This is a genomic window from Neisseria sp. P0021.S007 (genome assembly GCF_051956855.1).
In genome coordinates this window covers 1-16269 of record NZ_JBQCXA010000004.1, presented here as the reverse complement: position 1 = coordinate 16269, position 16269 = coordinate 1, and the positions used below count along the sequence as shown (strand labels likewise).

Annotated in this window: 14 protein-coding genes and 1 riboswitch; of the genes, 2 read left to right on the top strand and 12 right to left on the bottom strand. The window is 53.2% G+C overall.

The window, feature by feature from the left end; all coding sequences use genetic code 11:
• Positions 1-147 precede the first annotated feature (147 nt).
• The 6 genes from ACTHUR_RS06595 to gcvT form a co-directional block, all read right to left on the bottom strand.
• Entirely contained in the window at positions 148-567 is a 420-nt protein-coding gene (locus tag ACTHUR_RS06595) for an OsmC family protein (protein WP_070873648.1), read from the bottom strand.
• Between the two features lie 111 nt (positions 568-678).
• Positions 679-1488, bottom strand: coding sequence for a bifunctional hydroxymethylpyrimidine kinase/phosphomethylpyrimidine kinase (thiD, locus tag ACTHUR_RS06590; RefSeq protein WP_440361217.1), 810 nt, complete (start codon positions 1486-1488; stop codon positions 679-681).
• A gap of 224 nt (positions 1489-1712) precedes the next feature.
• Positions 1713-4565, bottom strand: a complete 2853-nt coding sequence (gcvP, locus tag ACTHUR_RS06585; RefSeq protein WP_440361202.1) for an aminomethyl-transferring glycine dehydrogenase — start codon at positions 4563-4565, stop codon at positions 1713-1715.
• A 55-nt stretch (positions 4566-4620) separates the two neighbouring features.
• Positions 4621-5172, bottom strand: a complete 552-nt coding sequence (locus ACTHUR_RS06580) for a DNA-3-methyladenine glycosylase I (RefSeq protein WP_049336411.1) — start codon at positions 5170-5172, stop codon at positions 4621-4623.
• A 107-nt stretch (positions 5173-5279) separates the two neighbouring features.
• Positions 5280-5678 (bottom strand): glycine cleavage system protein GcvH, encoded by a 399-nt coding sequence (gcvH, locus tag ACTHUR_RS06575; protein WP_036492952.1) that lies wholly within the window; start codon positions 5676-5678, stop codon positions 5280-5282.
• A 146-nt stretch (positions 5679-5824) separates the two neighbouring features.
• The gene (gene gcvT / locus ACTHUR_RS06570) at positions 5825-6925 is read right to left on the bottom strand and encodes a glycine cleavage system aminomethyltransferase GcvT (RefSeq protein WP_004519543.1); all 1101 of its coding nucleotides are present in this window, start codon (positions 6923-6925) and stop codon (positions 5825-5827) included.
• Between the two features lie 210 nt (positions 6926-7135).
• Positions 7136-7233: riboswitch (glycine riboswitch) on the bottom strand.
• Between the two features lie 206 nt (positions 7234-7439).
• Here gcvT and ubiB point away from each other — a divergent pair.
• On the top strand, positions 7440-8951 hold the full coding sequence (ubiB, locus tag ACTHUR_RS06565; protein ID WP_049336409.1) for a ubiquinone biosynthesis regulatory protein kinase UbiB: 1512 nt from the start codon (positions 7440-7442) through the stop codon (positions 8949-8951).
• A 75-nt stretch (positions 8952-9026) separates the two neighbouring features.
• Here the strand turns inward: ubiB and ACTHUR_RS06560 are convergent, their stop codons facing one another.
• From ACTHUR_RS06560 to ACTHUR_RS06535, 6 genes are all read right to left on the bottom strand, one after another.
• On the bottom strand, positions 9027-10397 hold the full coding sequence (locus ACTHUR_RS06560) for a chloride channel protein (protein ID WP_004519541.1): 1371 nt from the start codon (positions 10395-10397) through the stop codon (positions 9027-9029).
• A 77-nt stretch (positions 10398-10474) separates the two neighbouring features.
• Positions 10475-11695, bottom strand: a complete 1221-nt coding sequence (gene argJ, locus ACTHUR_RS06555; RefSeq protein WP_004519540.1) for a bifunctional glutamate N-acetyltransferase/amino-acid acetyltransferase ArgJ — start codon at positions 11693-11695, stop codon at positions 10475-10477.
• 42 nt (positions 11696-11737) lie between these two features.
• Positions 11738-12436: an LrgB family protein gene (locus tag ACTHUR_RS06550; protein WP_440361218.1), complete on the bottom strand. Its 699-nt coding sequence runs from the start codon at positions 12434-12436 to the stop codon at positions 11738-11740.
• Positions 12436-12780 (bottom strand): CidA/LrgA family protein, encoded by a 345-nt coding sequence (locus ACTHUR_RS06545; protein WP_049328555.1) that lies wholly within the window; start codon positions 12778-12780, stop codon positions 12436-12438. The genes ACTHUR_RS06550 and ACTHUR_RS06545 overlap by 1 nt, the downstream gene beginning before the upstream one ends.
• A gap of 186 nt (positions 12781-12966) precedes the next feature.
• Positions 12967-13713, bottom strand: a complete 747-nt coding sequence (locus ACTHUR_RS06540) for a HesA/MoeB/ThiF family protein (protein ID WP_440361219.1) — start codon at positions 13711-13713, stop codon at positions 12967-12969.
• 49 nt (positions 13714-13762) lie between these two features.
• On the bottom strand, positions 13763-14227 hold the full coding sequence (locus ACTHUR_RS06535) for a cyclic pyranopterin monophosphate synthase MoaC (protein ID WP_004519536.1): 465 nt from the start codon (positions 14225-14227) through the stop codon (positions 13763-13765).
• A gap of 187 nt (positions 14228-14414) precedes the next feature.
• Between ACTHUR_RS06535 and ACTHUR_RS06530 the strand changes: the two genes are divergently transcribed.
• Positions 14415-16269 (top strand): phosphoenolpyruvate carboxylase (locus ACTHUR_RS06530; RefSeq protein ID WP_440398543.1); only part of this gene is annotated, 1855 nt, incomplete at its 3' end.

The following is a 16269-nucleotide window of genomic DNA, read 5'->3' as shown; positions in this document are numbered from 1 at the left end:
AGATCAACAAGCCAAGTTATAAAGGCTGATAGAGAGAGAGAAAAAGGAATAAAAAGCAAGCAGATATATTCATGTTAATGCGTGAATATATCTGCTTTTTTTGTGCGTAGCCGGTTCACGCTCCGGCACTCCCATCCTGAAACCGCCCTATTCTGTTTCGACGATCTCGAAGCTGTGGCTCATTTTTGCCGCTTTACCCAGCATAATCGATGCGGAGCAATATTTTTCGGCAGACATCTGTACGGCGCGCTCAATCGCGCTTTCTTGCAAACCCCGGCCATACACTTTGAAGTGGATATGGATTTCGGTAAACACGCGCGGCACGGTGTCGGCGCGTTTGGCAGTCACTTCAGCGCGGCAGTCGGTGATTTTTTGGCGTTGTTTCTCGGCAATCATCACTACATCGATGCTGGAACAGCCTGCTACACCCAACAACAGCATTTCCATCGGGCTAGGGCCGCGTTTGACTTCGCCTTCAGCCGCCGCGCCTTCCATCACAACGCTGTGTCCGTTTGCCGTTGTACCGACGAAGCACATTCCGTCTATCCATTTTGAGGTAACTTGCATGGTGTCTTTTTTATCCGTAAAAGCATTAATCCGATATTGTAAACAATTTCAAGTGATAAACCTAGTCAGGCCGTCTGAAAAATACAATCAATTACAATTGGTCTGAACGCATTATTCATCCCGATACGCCCAGTGGTTGACCGGCCCGTGCCCTGCACCGATGCCCAAAGGATAGGAAATGGCGGCGGCAATATAGTTTTTTGCCGTTTGAACCGCCTCGGGTACGCTAAACCCTTTTGCCAACTCGGCAGTGATGCAGGCAGAAAATGTGCAGCCCGTGCCATGGGTATGCGGCGTTGGGAAACGTTTGCTGTTCAGCTCGATGGTTTCATATTGCGTAAACAGCCAGTCGGTGCAATATTCGCTTTGGCTGTCGGCAAGATGGCCACCCTTAATTACCACATTTTTCACACCCCAATCCTGAAGAATTTTGGCGGCGCGTTCCGCATCTTGGCGGTTTTCAATATTGATACCCGTCAATGCCTGCGCTTCGGGCAGATTGGGGGTCAATACGTCCGTATGCGGCAACAGCAGGCGTTTCATGGCTTCAACGGCTGAATTTTCCAACAACGGCGCTCCGCCTTTGGCAATCATGACCGGATCCAACACGCGTTTGCCGAAGTCGCATTCGGCGGTTTGTTCCGCCACGCATTCGATGATTTCCGCCATACCCAACATGCCGATTTTATAGGCACGGATTTGGAAATCCTCCTGAATCGCGGCAATTTGCGCAGCAATCATGTCGGTCGGTATCGGATGCACTGCCGATACGCCCAAAGTATTTTGTGCGGTAACCGCTGTCAGTACGCTGGTACCGAACACGCCGCGCATCTGAAATGTCTTCAAATCTGCCTGTATGCCCGCGCCGCCGCCGGAATCTGAGCCGGCAATCGTCAGCGTTTGAATAAAAAGTTCGTCCATCATATCCTCCTGTTTTTCAGACGGCCTTGTGTTTATCGTTGTTGAGAGCAGTTTGGTTTTATCCGCAAACAAAGGCATTCGCCGTCTATCTTTCCGAATGCCTTATTTGTTGTTTTACCAAAAACAAATGTACGTTCTCGGGCGGAATATCTTAACAAACAAAAGGCCATCTGAAAACTATTTTCATTTTCAGACGGCCTGTTCAATTTTAAACCTATTCAGGCTTATTCTTCGTATGCGTCAATCGGCAAGCAGGAGCAAACCAGATTGCGGTCGCCATACACTTCATCTACCCGTTTGACGCTCGGCCAGAATTTGTGTTCGCGAACGAACGGCAATGGGAAGACGGCTTCTTCGCGAGAGTACGGATGCGCCCATTCACCGGTTACATCTGCTGCGGTATGCGGAGCGTTCACCAGCGGATTATCCTCTTTCGGCCATTCGCCGCGCTCGACTTTCAGCACTTCCTGTTTGATTTGTTTCAGGGCGGCGATGAAGCGGTCGAGTTCGGCTTTGCTTTCGCTCTCGGTCGGCTCAATCATCAGCGTGCCGGCAACAGGGAAAGAAACCGTCGGCGCGTGGAAGCCGTAGTCCATCAGGCGTTTGGCGATGTCGGTTTCAGTGATGCCGCTTTCGGCTTTGAGCGGACGCAAATCGACGATACATTCGTGCGCGACGCGGCCGTTTTTGCCTGTATACAGAATCGGATAGTCTTCGCTCAGGCGTTTGGCAACGTAGTTGGCGTTGAGCAATGCCCAGCACGTTGCCTGCTCCATGCCTTGTTTACCCATCATGGTCAGGTACATCCAGGTAATCGGCAGGATAGACGCAGAACCGAAGGCCGCAGCAGCAATGGCGGTTTGGTCGGCACTGGCGCTGTGGGTGTCGGTCAAAGCGTGTCCCGGTGCAAACGGGGCAAGGTGGGCTTTCAAACCGATAGGACCGACGCCCGGACCGCCGCCGCCGTGAGGGATACAGAAGGTTTTGTGCAGGTTCATGTGCAACACGTCCGCGCCGACTTCGGCAGGCTGCATGATGCCAATTTGGGCGTTGAGGTTGGCACCGTCCATGTAAACCTGTCCGCCGTTTTCATGGATGATGCGGCAGATGTCGCGGATGCCTTCTTCGTACACGCCGTGGGTGGACGGGTAAGTAATCATGATGGCGGACAAAGCGTCGCGGTATTGCTCGGCTTTGGCTTTCAAATCGTCGATGTTGACGTTGCCGTGTTCGTCGGTGTCGACAACGACGACTTTCAAACCCAGCATGGCCGCAGTCGCAGGGTTGGTGCCGTGGGCGGATTTGGGAATCAGGCAGATGTTGCGGTGTCCCTCGCCGTTGGCTTCTTGATAGCGGCGGATGGAGAGCATGCCGCTGTATTCACCCTGCGCGCCGGAGTTGGGCTGGAAGGAAATCGCGTCAAAGCCGGTGATGGCTTTCAGGCTGTTTTCCATGTCGGTCAAAAGCGCGCGGTAGCCTGTGGCTTGGTCTTTGGGGGCATAGGGGTGGATGTCGGTGAACTCTGCCCAAGTAATCGGCAACATTTCCGCAGTCGCATTGAGCTTCATGGTGCAGCTACCGAGCGAAATCATGCTGCGGTTCATCGCCAAGTCGCGGTCTTCGAGTTTCTTCAGATAGCGCAGCATTTCGTGTTCGGTGTGGTAACGGTTGAATACGGGATGTTGCAGAATGTCGTCTTGACGCAGCAATTCGGCATTCAGACGGCCTTTGACGTCATCGGCAAATGCGAACGTATCCTTGCCGGTAAACGCGCGGTACAAATCAACCAAATCTTCGTATGCCGATGTTTCATGGAATGCAGCCGCAACTTGAGTATCGTTGACGCGGCGCAGGTTGTAACCCGACTCCAAAGCAGCGGCAAACACTTGGTCTGCTTTCTCTTTGCTGCCGAAATCAACGGTAACGGTATCGAAGAAGACTTTGTGAACCACATTCAGGCCGTCTGAAACCAGCGCATCGGCAAAGGCAGAAGCCAGCGCATGAATGCGGTTGGCAATGCGTTTCACGCCTTCCGGGCCGTGGTAAACGGCATACATACCGGCCAAGTTCGCCAGCAATGCCTGTGCGGTACAAATATTGGATGTCGCTTTTTCGCGGCGGATATGTTGCTCGCGGGTGGACAACGCCATGCGCAGCGCGGGTTTGCCTGATGCGTCTTTGGATACGCCGATGATGCGGCCTGGGGCGGAACGTTTGAACTCGTCTTTAAACGCGAAATAAGCAGCGTGCGGACCACCGAAGCCCATTGGCACGCCGAAGCGTTGGGTGTTGCCCAAAGCAATATCTGCGCCCAGTTCAGCCGGAGACTTCAGCAAAACCAAGCTCATGATGTCGGCGGCAACGGCCACGATTGTGCCTTTTGCTTTCAGACGACCGATAACATCCTGCAAATCTTGTACGTCGCCGTCTTTACCGACGTATTGGAACAGCGCGCCGAAGTATTCGCCGTCATCAGCTTGGGCAAAATCTCCAACCACCAGTTCAAAACCGAAATATTTGGCGCGGGTTTTCATCACGTCCAAAGTTTGCGGATACACGCGCGCATCCACAAAGAAACGCTCGGATTTCACTTTGCCCACGCGGTGCGCCATCGCCATCGCTTCAGCAGCGGCAGTTGCCTCGTCCAGCAAAGACGCGCCTGCCACAGGGAAACCGGTCAAATCGATACACACTTGTTGGAAGTTCAACAAAGCTTCCAAACGACCTTGGGCAATTTCCGCTTGATACGGGGTGTAGGCAGTGTACCAACCCGGATTTTCCAATACGTTGCGCAAAATCACGTTCGGCACGCGGGTCGGGTAATAGCCCAAACCGATATAGGATTTGTTGATCACGTTTTTCGACGCGATGCCTTTCAATTTCGCCAACGCGTCCGCCTCGGTCAAAGCTTCGGGCAAATCGAGTTCGGACGGCATACGGATGCTTTGCGGCACGGTATTGCCGACAAAATCGTCCATGCTCTTCTCGCCGAGCGCTTCCAAAAGCGCAGCCTCGTCGCCAAAGCTCAAATGGCGCACGGCAAATTCGTTCGGGTTGAACAATTCAGATAGTTTCATTTCTACTCCTTCGGTGTTATCGATATCAACACTGTTTTTTCTTGCAGATGTTGTTTCAGACGGCCTCCGCCCACTTTGGACGACATGCCAATATTTCCCTATAAACCGGACAGGTTTCCACATGCGCGCCGGGCAGGTAGCCGGTACTCATCAGAAATTCGCCGACGATTTCGCCGCCGACAAATTTGAAATGTTTTTTAAACAGCTTCACCCATTCAGCCTTGTCGAGCGGATGGTGTGTATCCAACCAGTTTTTGAATGAGCCGTATTCTTGCCGTATTTGCTTGATTTGTCGCGCGTTATAAATGGCTGCGTTGATTTTCAGGCGGTTGCGGACGATGCCTGCATCGGCAAGCAGCCGCTCAATTTCGGCTTCGTCAAATGCGGCGACCGTATCGATGTCGAAACCTTTAAATGCCGTCTGAAATGCCCGTTGCTTCTTCAGCATCAGCGTCCAGCTCAATCCTGCCTGATTGATTTCCAACACCAGCCGCTCAAACAATTCATTGTCATCCTCAATCGGAAAACCGTATTGCGTGTCGTGATAATGTTGGTTGGGGTTGTCCGTATCGTCGGGAAGAGTGGCGACAAATTCGCAGTAATTCATGTTTGTTGAGGGAAAATTGAAACAAAGGCCGTCTGAAAGCATTTTTCAGACGACCTAAGACCTGCAATATCAAACAGGCACAAAACCTGTTTGGATGTTTGCAAAAATCAAGCTACTTCGCCTGCGTATTGTTCGGCAGTCAACAGACCGTCGTAATCGGCAGGGTTGGCAGGTTTGATTTTGAAGAACCAGCCTGCGCCGTAAGGATCGCTGTTGGCAGTTTCCGGAGCGCTTGGCAAATCTTCGTTGACGGCAACGACTTCGCCTGCAATCGGCGCGTACACGTCGGACGCGGCTTTTACAGACTCAACCACACCGGCTTGCTCTTCGGCAGCCAGGTTTGCGCCGACTTCAGGCAGCTCGACAAACACGATGTCGCCCAACAGCTCTTGCGCGTGATGGGTAATGCCGACAGTGATGGTACCGTCTTCTTCAAGGCGCAGCCATTCGTGGCTGGCAACGTATTTCAGTTCTGCTGGGATGTTGCTCATGGTTTGATACTCCATTGATAGGGGGTTATTTTCAGACGGCATCTTCATGAATCAATATCCACAGATGCCTTGTTCAATGCTTTCTACAAACGTCCGTATTAGACGACAATTAAAACCTGCTTTCAGACGGCCCTTAACAAATAAGGCCGTCTGAACCGATATTAATCAAACTGTTTTTGACCATTACGCACAAACGGCAGCTTCAATACGCGTACATCCACTTCTTTGCCGCGCATCAGTACTTTGGCAGTATCGCCGTCAAAGTCTTTCGGTACGCGCGCGATGGCGATGGATTGCTTCAGGCTTGGCGAGAATACGCCGCTGGTGGTTTCGCCTTTGCCTTTGTCGGTCAACACTTCCATATGCGCGCGCAGGATGCCGCCTTTTTCGAGCAACAGGCCGACCTGTTTCACGGTAACGCCTTTTTCTTTCAATGCCAGCAAGGCGGCTTTACCGACGAAGTCGCGGCTTTCGTCTTTTAAGTCAACGGTCCAACCCATGCCTGCTTCGAGCGGGCTGGTATTGTCGTCCATATCGTTGCCGTAGAGGTTCATACCGGCTTCCATGCGCAGGGTGTCGCGTGCGCCGAGGCCGCAAGGCTGTACGCCTGCTGCTTGCAGGGCTTTGAAGAATGCGACGGCTTCAGTGCCGGGCAGGATGACTTCGACGCCGTCTTCGCCGGTATAGCCGGTGCGGGCGACAAACCAGTCATTGCCCAAGTCTGCACCTTGGAACGGTTTGAGGCCGTGAATAACGTCTGCCCATTCAGGTTTGACGGTCAGGAGTTTTTCGATGGCTTTCGGGCCTTGTACGGCGAGCATGCCGAGGTCGTAGCGAGGATTGAAGGCAACGCCGAACTCTTGTCCGACTTTGTGGAATTGCGCCGTGTCTTTTTCACGGGTCGCGCCGTTGGACACGATGCGGTATTGTGTTTCGGCTTCGTTGGTGCGGTAAACGATCAAGTCGTCAATCACGCCGCCGTTGTCGTTGAGCAAAGCGGAATAAAGGGCTTTGCCGACAAAAGCGAGTTTGGCGACATCGTTGGCAATCAATTTGCGGAAAAAGGCTTTGGCATTTGCGCCTGCTACGTCGGTAACGAGCATATGGGATACGTCAAACATACCGGCGTCGGTGCGCACGGCTTCGTGTTCGGCGATTTGTGAACCATAATGGATGGGCAGCTCCCAGCCGGCAAAATCTACCAGCTTCGCGCCTGCATCTTGATGGGCTTGATGAAATGGGGTGGTTTTCAGAGCAGTCATTCTCAAGTTTCTCCGGATTTTTTGTTCAGATGCCGCCCGCGCACCTATGCGCGGATGACCCTATCTGTCCTTGAACCTGAGATTTTCGGCCGTATCCGCATGATGGCAAACCAGTCTGCTCACTGCTTTGCGCGGTTGTCTGAATGGTGGTTCAGACGGCCTTCTCCCCTTCGGTGGACGTTATTCAAACGCCGCTCTCCAGATTGTTTGTTTCAATGTGCAGTCCCTGATACCTGAGCGATTTAAGGGTGTCTGCGCCTTCGGTGGTTACATTGTAGTTGGGTGTAACACTCTCCTGCACATTTCCCGATTATGTCTTGAATCGGCAGTTTGGGCAAGTAGCCGACGAATATTTATGATGTGAATATCCGTCTTTTTATTGGGGAGGCAAAACTTGAGCCTTTATAAAATTGTTAGCTATGCGGCAAATGTTTTTGCAAAAGTCTCAGGCCGTCTGAAGCCCTTACCCGTTTTTCCTATATAATTCTGTTTTTTCGATTTATCTGCGTCCATCATGAACCGCCTCAAACGCATCAAAACCATCCTCTGCACGCTCTACCGCTACCGCCTTACCGAGCTGATTGCCTCGCTGGTCCGTCCGGGTTGGGCGCGGACTTTCCTCAATATGCTGCCGCAGTCGTCCAAGTTCAAACACGAAATGCCTGCCGTGCGCCTGCGTTTGGCGTTGGAAAGCCTGGGGCCGATTTTCATCAAATTCGGGCAGGTATTGTCCACGCGTCCCGATTTGATTCCGCACGATTACGCGGTCGAACTGGCAAGGCTGCAAGACAAAGTGCCGCCGTTTGACGCGCAACTTTCACGCTCGCAAATCGAAAAATCACTGGGACAATCCATCGACACTTTATACGCGGAATTTGAAACAGAGCCTGTCGCCAGCGCGTCCATCGCCCAAGTACACAAAGCCCACCTGCATTCGGGCGAACAGGTCGCCGTGAAAGTCTTGCGCCCCAACCTTTTGCCCGTTATCGAACAGGATTTGTCGCTGATGCGCTTTGGTGCAGGCTGGGTGGAGCGTTTGTTTTCAGACGGCAAGCGTTTGAAGCCGCGCGAAGTAGTGGCCGAATTTGACAAATACCTGCACGACGAATTGGACTTGATGCGCGAAGCCGCCAATGCCAGCCAGCTCGGTCGCAATTTCCAAAACAGCGATATGCTGATTGTGCCGAAGGTGTTTTACGACTACTGCACCAGCGACGTGCTGACCATCGAATGGATGGACGGCACTCCGGTATCCGATATTGCCAAACTCAAAGCCGACGGCATTGATTTGCACAAACTTGCCGATTACGGCGTGGAAATCTTCTTCACGCAAGTTTTCCGCGACGGCTTTTTCCATGCGGATATGCACCCCGGCAATATTTTGGTCGCCGCCGACAACCGCTACATTGCCCTCGATTTCGGCATCGTCGGCACGCTGACCGACTACGACAAACGCTATCTCGCCATCAACTTCCTCGCATTCTTCAACCGCGATTACCACCGCGTCGCTACCGCCCACATCGAATCGGGCTGGGTGCCTGCCGACACGCGCGCGGAAGAATTGGAAGCGGCTGTCCGCGCCGTGTGCGAACCGGTGTTCAACAAACCGATTTCGCAAATTTCCTTCGGCTTGGTACTGATGCGCCTGTTTGAAGTCAGCCGTCGCTTCAATGTCGAAATCCAACCGCAGCTGGTATTGCTGCAAAAAACGCTGCTCAACATCGAAGGCTTAGGCCGCCAACTCGATCCCGATTTGGACTTGTGGAAAACCGCCAAACCGTTTTTGGTGCGTTGGATGAACGAACAGGTCGGCCCCAAAGCCCTTTGGCGCAACCTCAAAAACGAAGCTCCCGACTGGGCGCAAATCATCCCTTCCCTGCCGCGCAAAATCAGTGCGTTGGTTGATGAAAACCGCCAACAGGAAATGCGCGATGCCTATGTGCATCTGGTCAAAGTACAGCAACGCCAAAGCCTGTGGTTGGCTGTGATTGCGGTTGTTTTGCTACTGATTTTGCTGTTTAAGTAAACCGTAATACAGCTTTAAACGGCATATAAAAGGCCGTCTGAAATTTAGTTTTCAGACGGCCTTTTATATGCCTATCTATTCTTTTTTCTCATGCGGAACATGTCCGCTTTCGGCTTCGATATGCCGTCTGAAGCGCAGACCTGCGGCGTGATAAAACGGATGCGGCGAGAATTGGCGCGAGACTTGCGAAGCGAAGATGCAAGTCAGCAACATCCAAAACAACAAATTCTGTCCGCCCGTCATTTCCATTACCACTACGGCAGCGGTCAACGGCGATTGGGTTGCGGCGGCAAGGAACGCGGCCATGCAGAGCAAAACCGCGACATTGGACGCGTCGCCCAGTTGCGCGAAAGAAGCCATGTGTTCGCCTATCATCGCACCAATGGTTAAAGACGGCGTGAAGATACCGCCGGGAATGCCTGCCCAGTAGCTGAACACGGTCGCCGCCCATTTTGCGGCAGCCAAGCCGAACGGCGCTTCATATGCGCCTTTAAGAGCGGCTGCGGCTTCGTGATAACCCGTACCATAGGTTTTACCTTGATAAAACGTACCGAGCAACGCCAACAAGATACCCATTACAAAAGCGACCACCAACAAATGACGGCGGATGAAACTGCGCCAGCGTACCGGTGCGAATGCCGCCGCGCCGCGATACAAAAAGCTGCCGAACAATCCGCCAGCCACGCCGCAGACGATGCCCGACACCGCGGCCCACATCAGCATGTTTGGCAGCTCATGCCCTTGAAACCCTGAAAAATACGGGTTGTTGCCCTGTATCGCCACTTGAATGAAACCGGCTGCCAACACGCCCATCAGGATTTGGCGTTCCCAACGCAAAATCACGCCGCGCCCCAATTCTTCGATGGCAAACACCACGCCGGCCAAAGGTGCGTTAAACGCCGCTGCCAAACCGCCGGCCGCACCTGCGGCAATCAAATCGTTTTCCTGCATGCCCCTAAACGCCAGCCCGTGCTTTTTACACCAGGCGCCCCAAGCGTTCATGACCGCCGCACCCACTTGTACAGACGGCCCTTCCCTGCCGATCGATGCCCCCAAAATCATGCCCAAAAACGTCAGCGGAATTTTAAAAAAGGTTTCGCCCAGACGAATCAGACGGGTTTTCTGCGCGCCATACGGCAAAGACAACGAAGCGATGACTTGCGGAATACCGCTGCCGGAAGTGTACGGCGCAAATTTGCGCGTAAACCACGCCAAAAGCGGCAAACCCAGCGGCAAGGCCACCCACGCAAACCATGGATATTTTCCCACCAACAAAGCGTTCCATTCCAAAGCCAAATCCGCCAAGTACGCAAACATCAAAGCCGTCAGGGCAACCAGTGCCGATCCTGCCAGCAAAAACAGAAAGGCAATGCTCTTTTTCGACAGGCGTTTGGTTTGGCGGATTTTGTGGGCGAGGCGCGCCGCCCAAGTCTGTGGAAATTTCATAATAGGCACGCAGTCAATGTGTTCAGACGGCCTTGATACTTTTCTCAAAGGCCGTCTGAAAACAAGGATAAAGGTTTTTAAGAACGGTAATCCGCGTTAATCGACACATACTCGTGCGACAAATCGCAGGTATAGACGGCCGCCGTCGTATCGCCGCGTTGCAAATCGATGCGGACGGTAATTTCCGGACGATTCATCACGGCTTGTCCTGCTTCTTCGGTATAGCTTTCCGCACGGCCGCCGTTTTCAGCCACCAACACGTCATCCAGCCACATTTTCAAAGCATCGACGTCCAAGTCTTCAATACCGGCATAGCCGACGGCTGCCAACAGACGGCCCAAATTCGGGTCGGAGGCAAAGAAAGCAGTTTTTACCAAAGGCGAATGGGCGACGGCATAAGCCACTTTGCGCGCCTCTTCGCGGGTTTTCGCGTTTTGTACTTCAACCGTGATGAACTTGGTCGCGCCCTCGCCATCACGGACAATCGCCTGCGCCAATTCCAAAGCCAGCGAACCGAGCAATGCTTTGAGCTGCGCATAGCGCGGATCGGCGGTATTGTCGATTTCGCTCTGACCGCAACGGCCTGTCGCCATAATCACGAAGCTGTCGTTGGTGCTGGTGTCGCCGTCCACGGTAATCGTATTGAAACTTTCGTCTGCGATTTCTTGGGTCATCAGCTGCAAAATCGGTTGGGACACTTTGGCATCAGTGGCGATAAACGACAACATGGTCGCCATATTCGGATGAATCATGCCCGAGCCTTTGGAGATGCCGGTGGCGCGGACTGTGTGTTTTTCGCCGACCAAGCCTGTGCGTGAAGCGGCTTTCGGCACAGTATCCGTCGTCATGATGGCACGCGCCGCGTCCGACCAGAATGCAGGGCGCACTTGCGGCAAAGCGGCCACGATTTTATCCACAGGCAGCGGCTCCAAAATCACGCCGGTCGAAAACGGCATAATCTGATTGGATTGGCAGCCGACCTGCTCTGCCACCGCCGCGCACACTTTAATCGCGTCCAGACGGCCTTGTGCGCCGGTACCCGCATTGGCATTGCCCGTATTGATGACTAAGGCACACACGCCGTCTTGGTCAAACAGATGCGACTTGGCGATATGCACCGGTGCGGCGCAGAACCGGTTTTGCGTAAACACCGCGCCCACCGTATGTCCGCCGCCCAATACCATCAGCGTCAAATCGTCGCGGTCTTGTTGCTTGATGCCCGCGCGACCTGTAAACAGACGGATGCCGTCGATTTCCAACAATTCGTCTGCACGTTTTTCAGTCAAATTTACAGCCATATCATTTTCTCCTGTTTACACTATTTTCAGACGGCCTAAACGCTATACACCCAATAAGGGAATCAAGATAGGCACCAATATCGCCGTCAACACGCCGTTGAGTGTCAAGCCCAAGCCGGCATATGCGGCCATACGGCGGCCGTATTCCAAAGACGCCGCAATACCCATCGCATGTGAGGCCGTACCCAAAGACATTCCCACTGAAGAAGGCATATACAACGTCCCTTTCAACACTTTATATCCGGCCATTTGTCCAAAAAGCCCAGCAATAATCACCGTTGCCGCCGTAATCGCCGGAATACCGCCGACCGATGCCGTGATTTCAATCGCAATCGGGTTGGTTACCGATTTGGAAGCCAACGACAAAACCACTTCGCGCGACGCGCCCAGCCATTTGGCGAAATACACGCCCGTAACAATGCCTGTCACGCTGCCCGCCAACTGCGACAATACCACCGGCAACCACTGGCTGCGGATACGGTCCCAATTTCGATAAAGCGGCACGGCCAGTAACACGACTGCCGGTTTCAACCAAAAATCAATAAAGTGCGAAGCAGAATGGTACAGCTCGTAATCGATGGCAAATACTTTCAAATACCCCATCAACACCAGCGTACTAATCAATACCGGATTACACAGCACATTCCCCGTGCGCGCCCGAATCTGCACTGCCAAAGCATATACGGCCAAAGTCAGGAACAGCATGACCGAGGGCATGCGCAACAGCCCGTCTATATTCATCACATCCGCCTCCTGACCCACTCATGCACTTTGCCGGTCACCAACAATACGCAGATCGTACTGCCGATTGTGGCCGTCAAAATTGAAAACCAGTCGTTTGCAATCACGTCCAAATAGCTGATGACGGCCACGCAAGGCGGCACCAAAAACAAAGTCAGGTTTGCCATCAAAATATCTGCCAGCTCTCCCACCCAAGACAATTTGACCCAGCCGGCCTGAAGCGCGGCAAACAGCAAAGCCATGCCGACAATACTGCCCGGCAGTTTCAACCCCAAAATCCAAACGGTTGCCTCGCCCAAAGCCAAGCAACCCAATACCACCAATAAGGCACGAATAATATTCATTAAGCCGGTTTCTCCTTATCCTTTTTCAGACGGCCTCAAAAAATTTATTAATCATTGAATCATATCGTGCCACAGGCCGTCTGAAAAGGGAAGAAACGCCTTCCTTCAAGTTTAATGAAAGATAAGCATGATTGCTCCGGCAGATTGGCTTAGGCAATATTGAAACCCCTACCCTACTTTTTGTCTTTAACGGCCGCCGCAAACCGGGCATTCGGGATTGTGTCTCACCCCGTATTGCTGCCATTTTCCGCTCAACGCGTTGTAGGTAGAAAGTTTGCCGTGCGACGGCGTACCGATACCGATCAGCACTTTGAGCGCTTCGACGGCTTGGGTCGTTCCGATAACGCCGACGAATGGCGAAAAAACGCCAAACAATGCACAAGCACCGTCGCTGGCTTGTTCGCCGTCAAACAGGCAGGCATAGCAAGGCGTATCGGGAAGATCGGGACGGTACACAGCAATTTGTCCGTCAAAGCCGACGGCCGCGGCGGAAACCAAAGGCGTGCGCGTGGCAACGGCGGCGCGGTTGACCGCTTGGCGCGTGGGATAATTGTCGGAACAATCGAGGATGATGTCGGCTGCGTTTGCCAATTCGACAAGCTTGGCCTCATCGAGAAATTCGACAATGGCTGTAATGTGTGTTTGGCTGTTGATCTGTTTCAGACGGCCTTGTATGACCAAAGCCTTGTTTTTACCGATGTCGGCTTCGGTAAACGTGATTTGGCGTTGAAGGTTGGTCTCGTCGATGGTATCGGCATCGGCAATCGTCAGGCTGCCGATACCGGCGGCGGCAAGATACGGCAAGGCCGCCGCACCCAACCCACCGCAACCGATAACAAGCACATGGGCGGCCAAGAGTTTTTCTTGGCCTTCGATACCGATTTCGTCAAGCAGAATATGGCGGCTGAACCGCAGGAGTTGTTGATCGTTCATCATAATAATAAGGCCGTCTGAAATCCAACGTTCAGACGGCCTGAATGGTTTAGAAATTAATATTTTCGTATGCGTTGTCAAACAGGAAAGGACGGCCTTCACTGCTGGTTTCGGATTCCAGGCGGATTCCGCTGAGCATCATATTGCGGTCAACGTCTTTCATCATGTCGTAAACGCTCAAGAGCGCCAAATTGAGGCCGGTCAGGGCTTCGGTGGCAATGCTGCCGTTGCTGTTCGCTTGGACGGTTAGCGTGGCCTTCAGGCAGGCCAGCTCAACGTTAATATCGAAATCAACCTGCACGCCGATGATGCGTCCGGGCAGGTGCAGCGGAATCAGGTTGGCGGTCTGTTTGATGCTCTGAATGGCGGCAACGCGGGCGATGGTCAGGATACTTGCCTTTTCGGTGGCATTCTCTATCAACACCCGTATCGCCTGCTGGCTCATGTTGACGGTGCCGACGGCGACGGCGGTGTGTTGTTCAGGAAAATCGGGCTGGTTGGGAAATTCAATCATGGGTTTCTCGCCTCTGTTTTGATGGGCAATATTTTACGGCATTTTACAGACAGCGACCACGCAGCGGATACGGACGGCTGTTTTCCGGTTTGAAATGTATCGGACGGCAGCATTGGCAGTTTACAAAAATTTGCTATACAATGGATTCACGATACACCCAAATTAACATTTAAATAAGAGAAAAATCATGCAACTGCATATCTTAAATAATCCAAAAGATGCCGCTCTGGCGGCGGATGCGGAATTTTTAAAACAGTCTCTTTTCAATCTGCTGCATGAGGAAGCGTCGCCTTTGGTGGTCGAAACCGTTAAGTTATTATCGACTTCAGACGACAGCGCTGCCCTGATTGAGAAGGTGTTGCCGCAATTGGACGAACAACAAACCCACGATTTAACCTTGGCCTGCGGCCTGTTCGCACAGATTTTGAACATCGCCGAAGACGTGCACCACGAACGCCGCCGCCAAATCCACGAAGAGGCCGGACACAACAGTGCCGAAGGCAGCCTGACGGAAACCGTGCGTAAACTCAAAGCCGGAAAAGTCAACGGCAAAGCGTTGCAACAACAACTGGACAATACAGTCGTTACCGCCGTTTTAACCGCGCACCCGACCGAAGTGCAACGCCAAACCGTCTTGAGCTTCAACCGCCGCATCCGCGCGCTGCTGCCGCAACGCGAACGCTGCACTAATCCTGATGCGCTGGCTCAGTTGCGCCGCGAAATCGACACCGTGCTTTTGGGCTTGTGGCAGACCAGCGAAACGCGCCGCCACAAACTTAGCGTCAACGACGAGATCAACAACGGTGTATCCATCTTCCCGATGAGCTTCTTTGAAGCCCTGCCCAAGCTCTACCGCACGATGGAACGCGATTTTCAGACGGCCTATCCCGGCGTCCGCGTTCCGAACATCCTCAAAATCGGCGGCTGGATAGGCGGCGACCGTGACGGCAACCCGTTCGTCTCTGCCGAAACCTTGCGTTTTGCGTTCAGACGGCATGCCGACGCAGTGTTCCGTTTTTATCGCGGCGAACTCGACAAACTTTACCGCGAATTGCCGCTCTCCATCCGCCGCGTCAAAGTCAACGACGACGTGATGGCACTGGCCGCCCTCTCGCCTGACGAAGAAATCGCCCGCACCGAAGAACCCTACCGCCGCGCCATCGCCTACATCATGGCACGCGCCATGGGCAAGGCACGCTCACTCGGTTTGGGCATGGGCTGCAAATTCGGCTTCCTCGAGCCTTATGCCACGGTCGAAGAGTTCCTCAACGACCTGAAAAAACTGCAACGCTCGCTCCACGAAAACGGCAGCCAACTGCTGGCAGAAGGCCGTCTGTCCGACATTATCCGCAGCGTGTCCGTGTTCGGCTTCCACATGATGCCGCTCGACCTGCGCCAACACGCAGGCAAACACGCCGATGTGGTTGCCGAGCTTTTCCAACACGCAGGCTTGGAAGACTACAACAGCCTGAACGAAGAGCAAAAACAAGCCGCCCTGTTGCGCGAATTGAGCCATCAACGTCCGCTGTACAGCCCGTTCATCACATACAGCGACCATACCCGCCACGAACTGGCGATTTTCAACGAAGCGCGCAAAATTAAAGACGAATTTGGCGAAGATGCCGTCACACAAAGCATTATTTCCAACTGCGAACAACCCAGCGACCTGCTCGCCTTGGCATTGCTGCTGAAAGAAAGCGGCCTGTTGGTGGTGGAAAACGGCAAACCGCACAGCCGCATCAATATCGTGCCTCTATTTGAAACCATCGAAGCGCTCGAAAACGCCTGTCCGGTCATGGAAACCATGTTCCGCCTCGACTGGTATGATGCCCTGCTCGAAAGCCGCGGCAACATTCAAGAAATCATGCTCGGCTACTCCGACTCCAACAAAGACGGCGGCTACGTTACCAGCTCATGGTGTCTGTATCAGGCAGAGTTGGGCTTGGTCGAACTCTTCAAAAAATACGATGTCCGCATGCGCCTGTTCCACGGCCGCGGTGGCAGCGTAGGTCGCGGCGGCGGCCCTTCTTACCAAGCCATTT

Coding starts and splice junctions, on each gene's coding strand:
- ACTHUR_RS06595 (WP_070873648.1), bottom strand. CDS start 567: ATGCAAGTTACCTCAAAATGGATAGACGGAATGTGCTTCGTCGGTACA.
- thiD (WP_440361217.1), bottom strand. CDS start 1,488: ATGGACGAACTTTTTATTCAAACGCTGACGATTGCCGGCTCAGATTCC.
- gcvP (WP_440361202.1), bottom strand. CDS start 4,565: ATGAAACTATCTGAATTGTTCAACCCGAACGAATTTGCCGTGCGCCAT.
- ACTHUR_RS06580 (WP_049336411.1), bottom strand. CDS start 5,172: ATGAATTACTGCGAATTTGTCGCCACTCTTCCCGACGATACGGACAAC.
- gcvH (WP_036492952.1), bottom strand. CDS start 5,678: ATGGAGTATCAAACCATGAGCAACATCCCAGCAGAACTGAAATACGTT.
- gcvT (WP_004519543.1), bottom strand. CDS start 6,925: ATGACTGCTCTGAAAACCACCCCATTTCATCAAGCCCATCAAGATGCA.
- ubiB (WP_049336409.1), top strand. CDS start 7,440: ATGAACCGCCTCAAACGCATCAAAACCATCCTCTGCACGCTCTACCGC.
- ACTHUR_RS06560 (WP_004519541.1), bottom strand. CDS start 10,397: ATGAAATTTCCACAGACTTGGGCGGCGCGCCTCGCCCACAAAATCCGC.
- argJ (WP_004519540.1), bottom strand. CDS start 11,695: ATGGCTGTAAATTTGACTGAAAAACGTGCAGACGAATTGTTGGAAATC.
- ACTHUR_RS06550 (WP_440361218.1), bottom strand. CDS start 12,436: ATGAATATAGACGGGCTGTTGCGCATGCCCTCGGTCATGCTGTTCCTG.
- ACTHUR_RS06545 (WP_049328555.1), bottom strand. CDS start 12,780: ATGAATATTATTCGTGCCTTATTGGTGGTATTGGGTTGCTTGGCTTTG.
- ACTHUR_RS06540 (WP_440361219.1), bottom strand. CDS start 13,713: ATGAACGATCAACAACTCCTGCGGTTCAGCCGCCATATTCTGCTTGAC.
- ACTHUR_RS06535 (WP_004519536.1), bottom strand. CDS start 14,227: ATGATTGAATTTCCCAACCAGCCCGATTTTCCTGAACAACACACCGCC.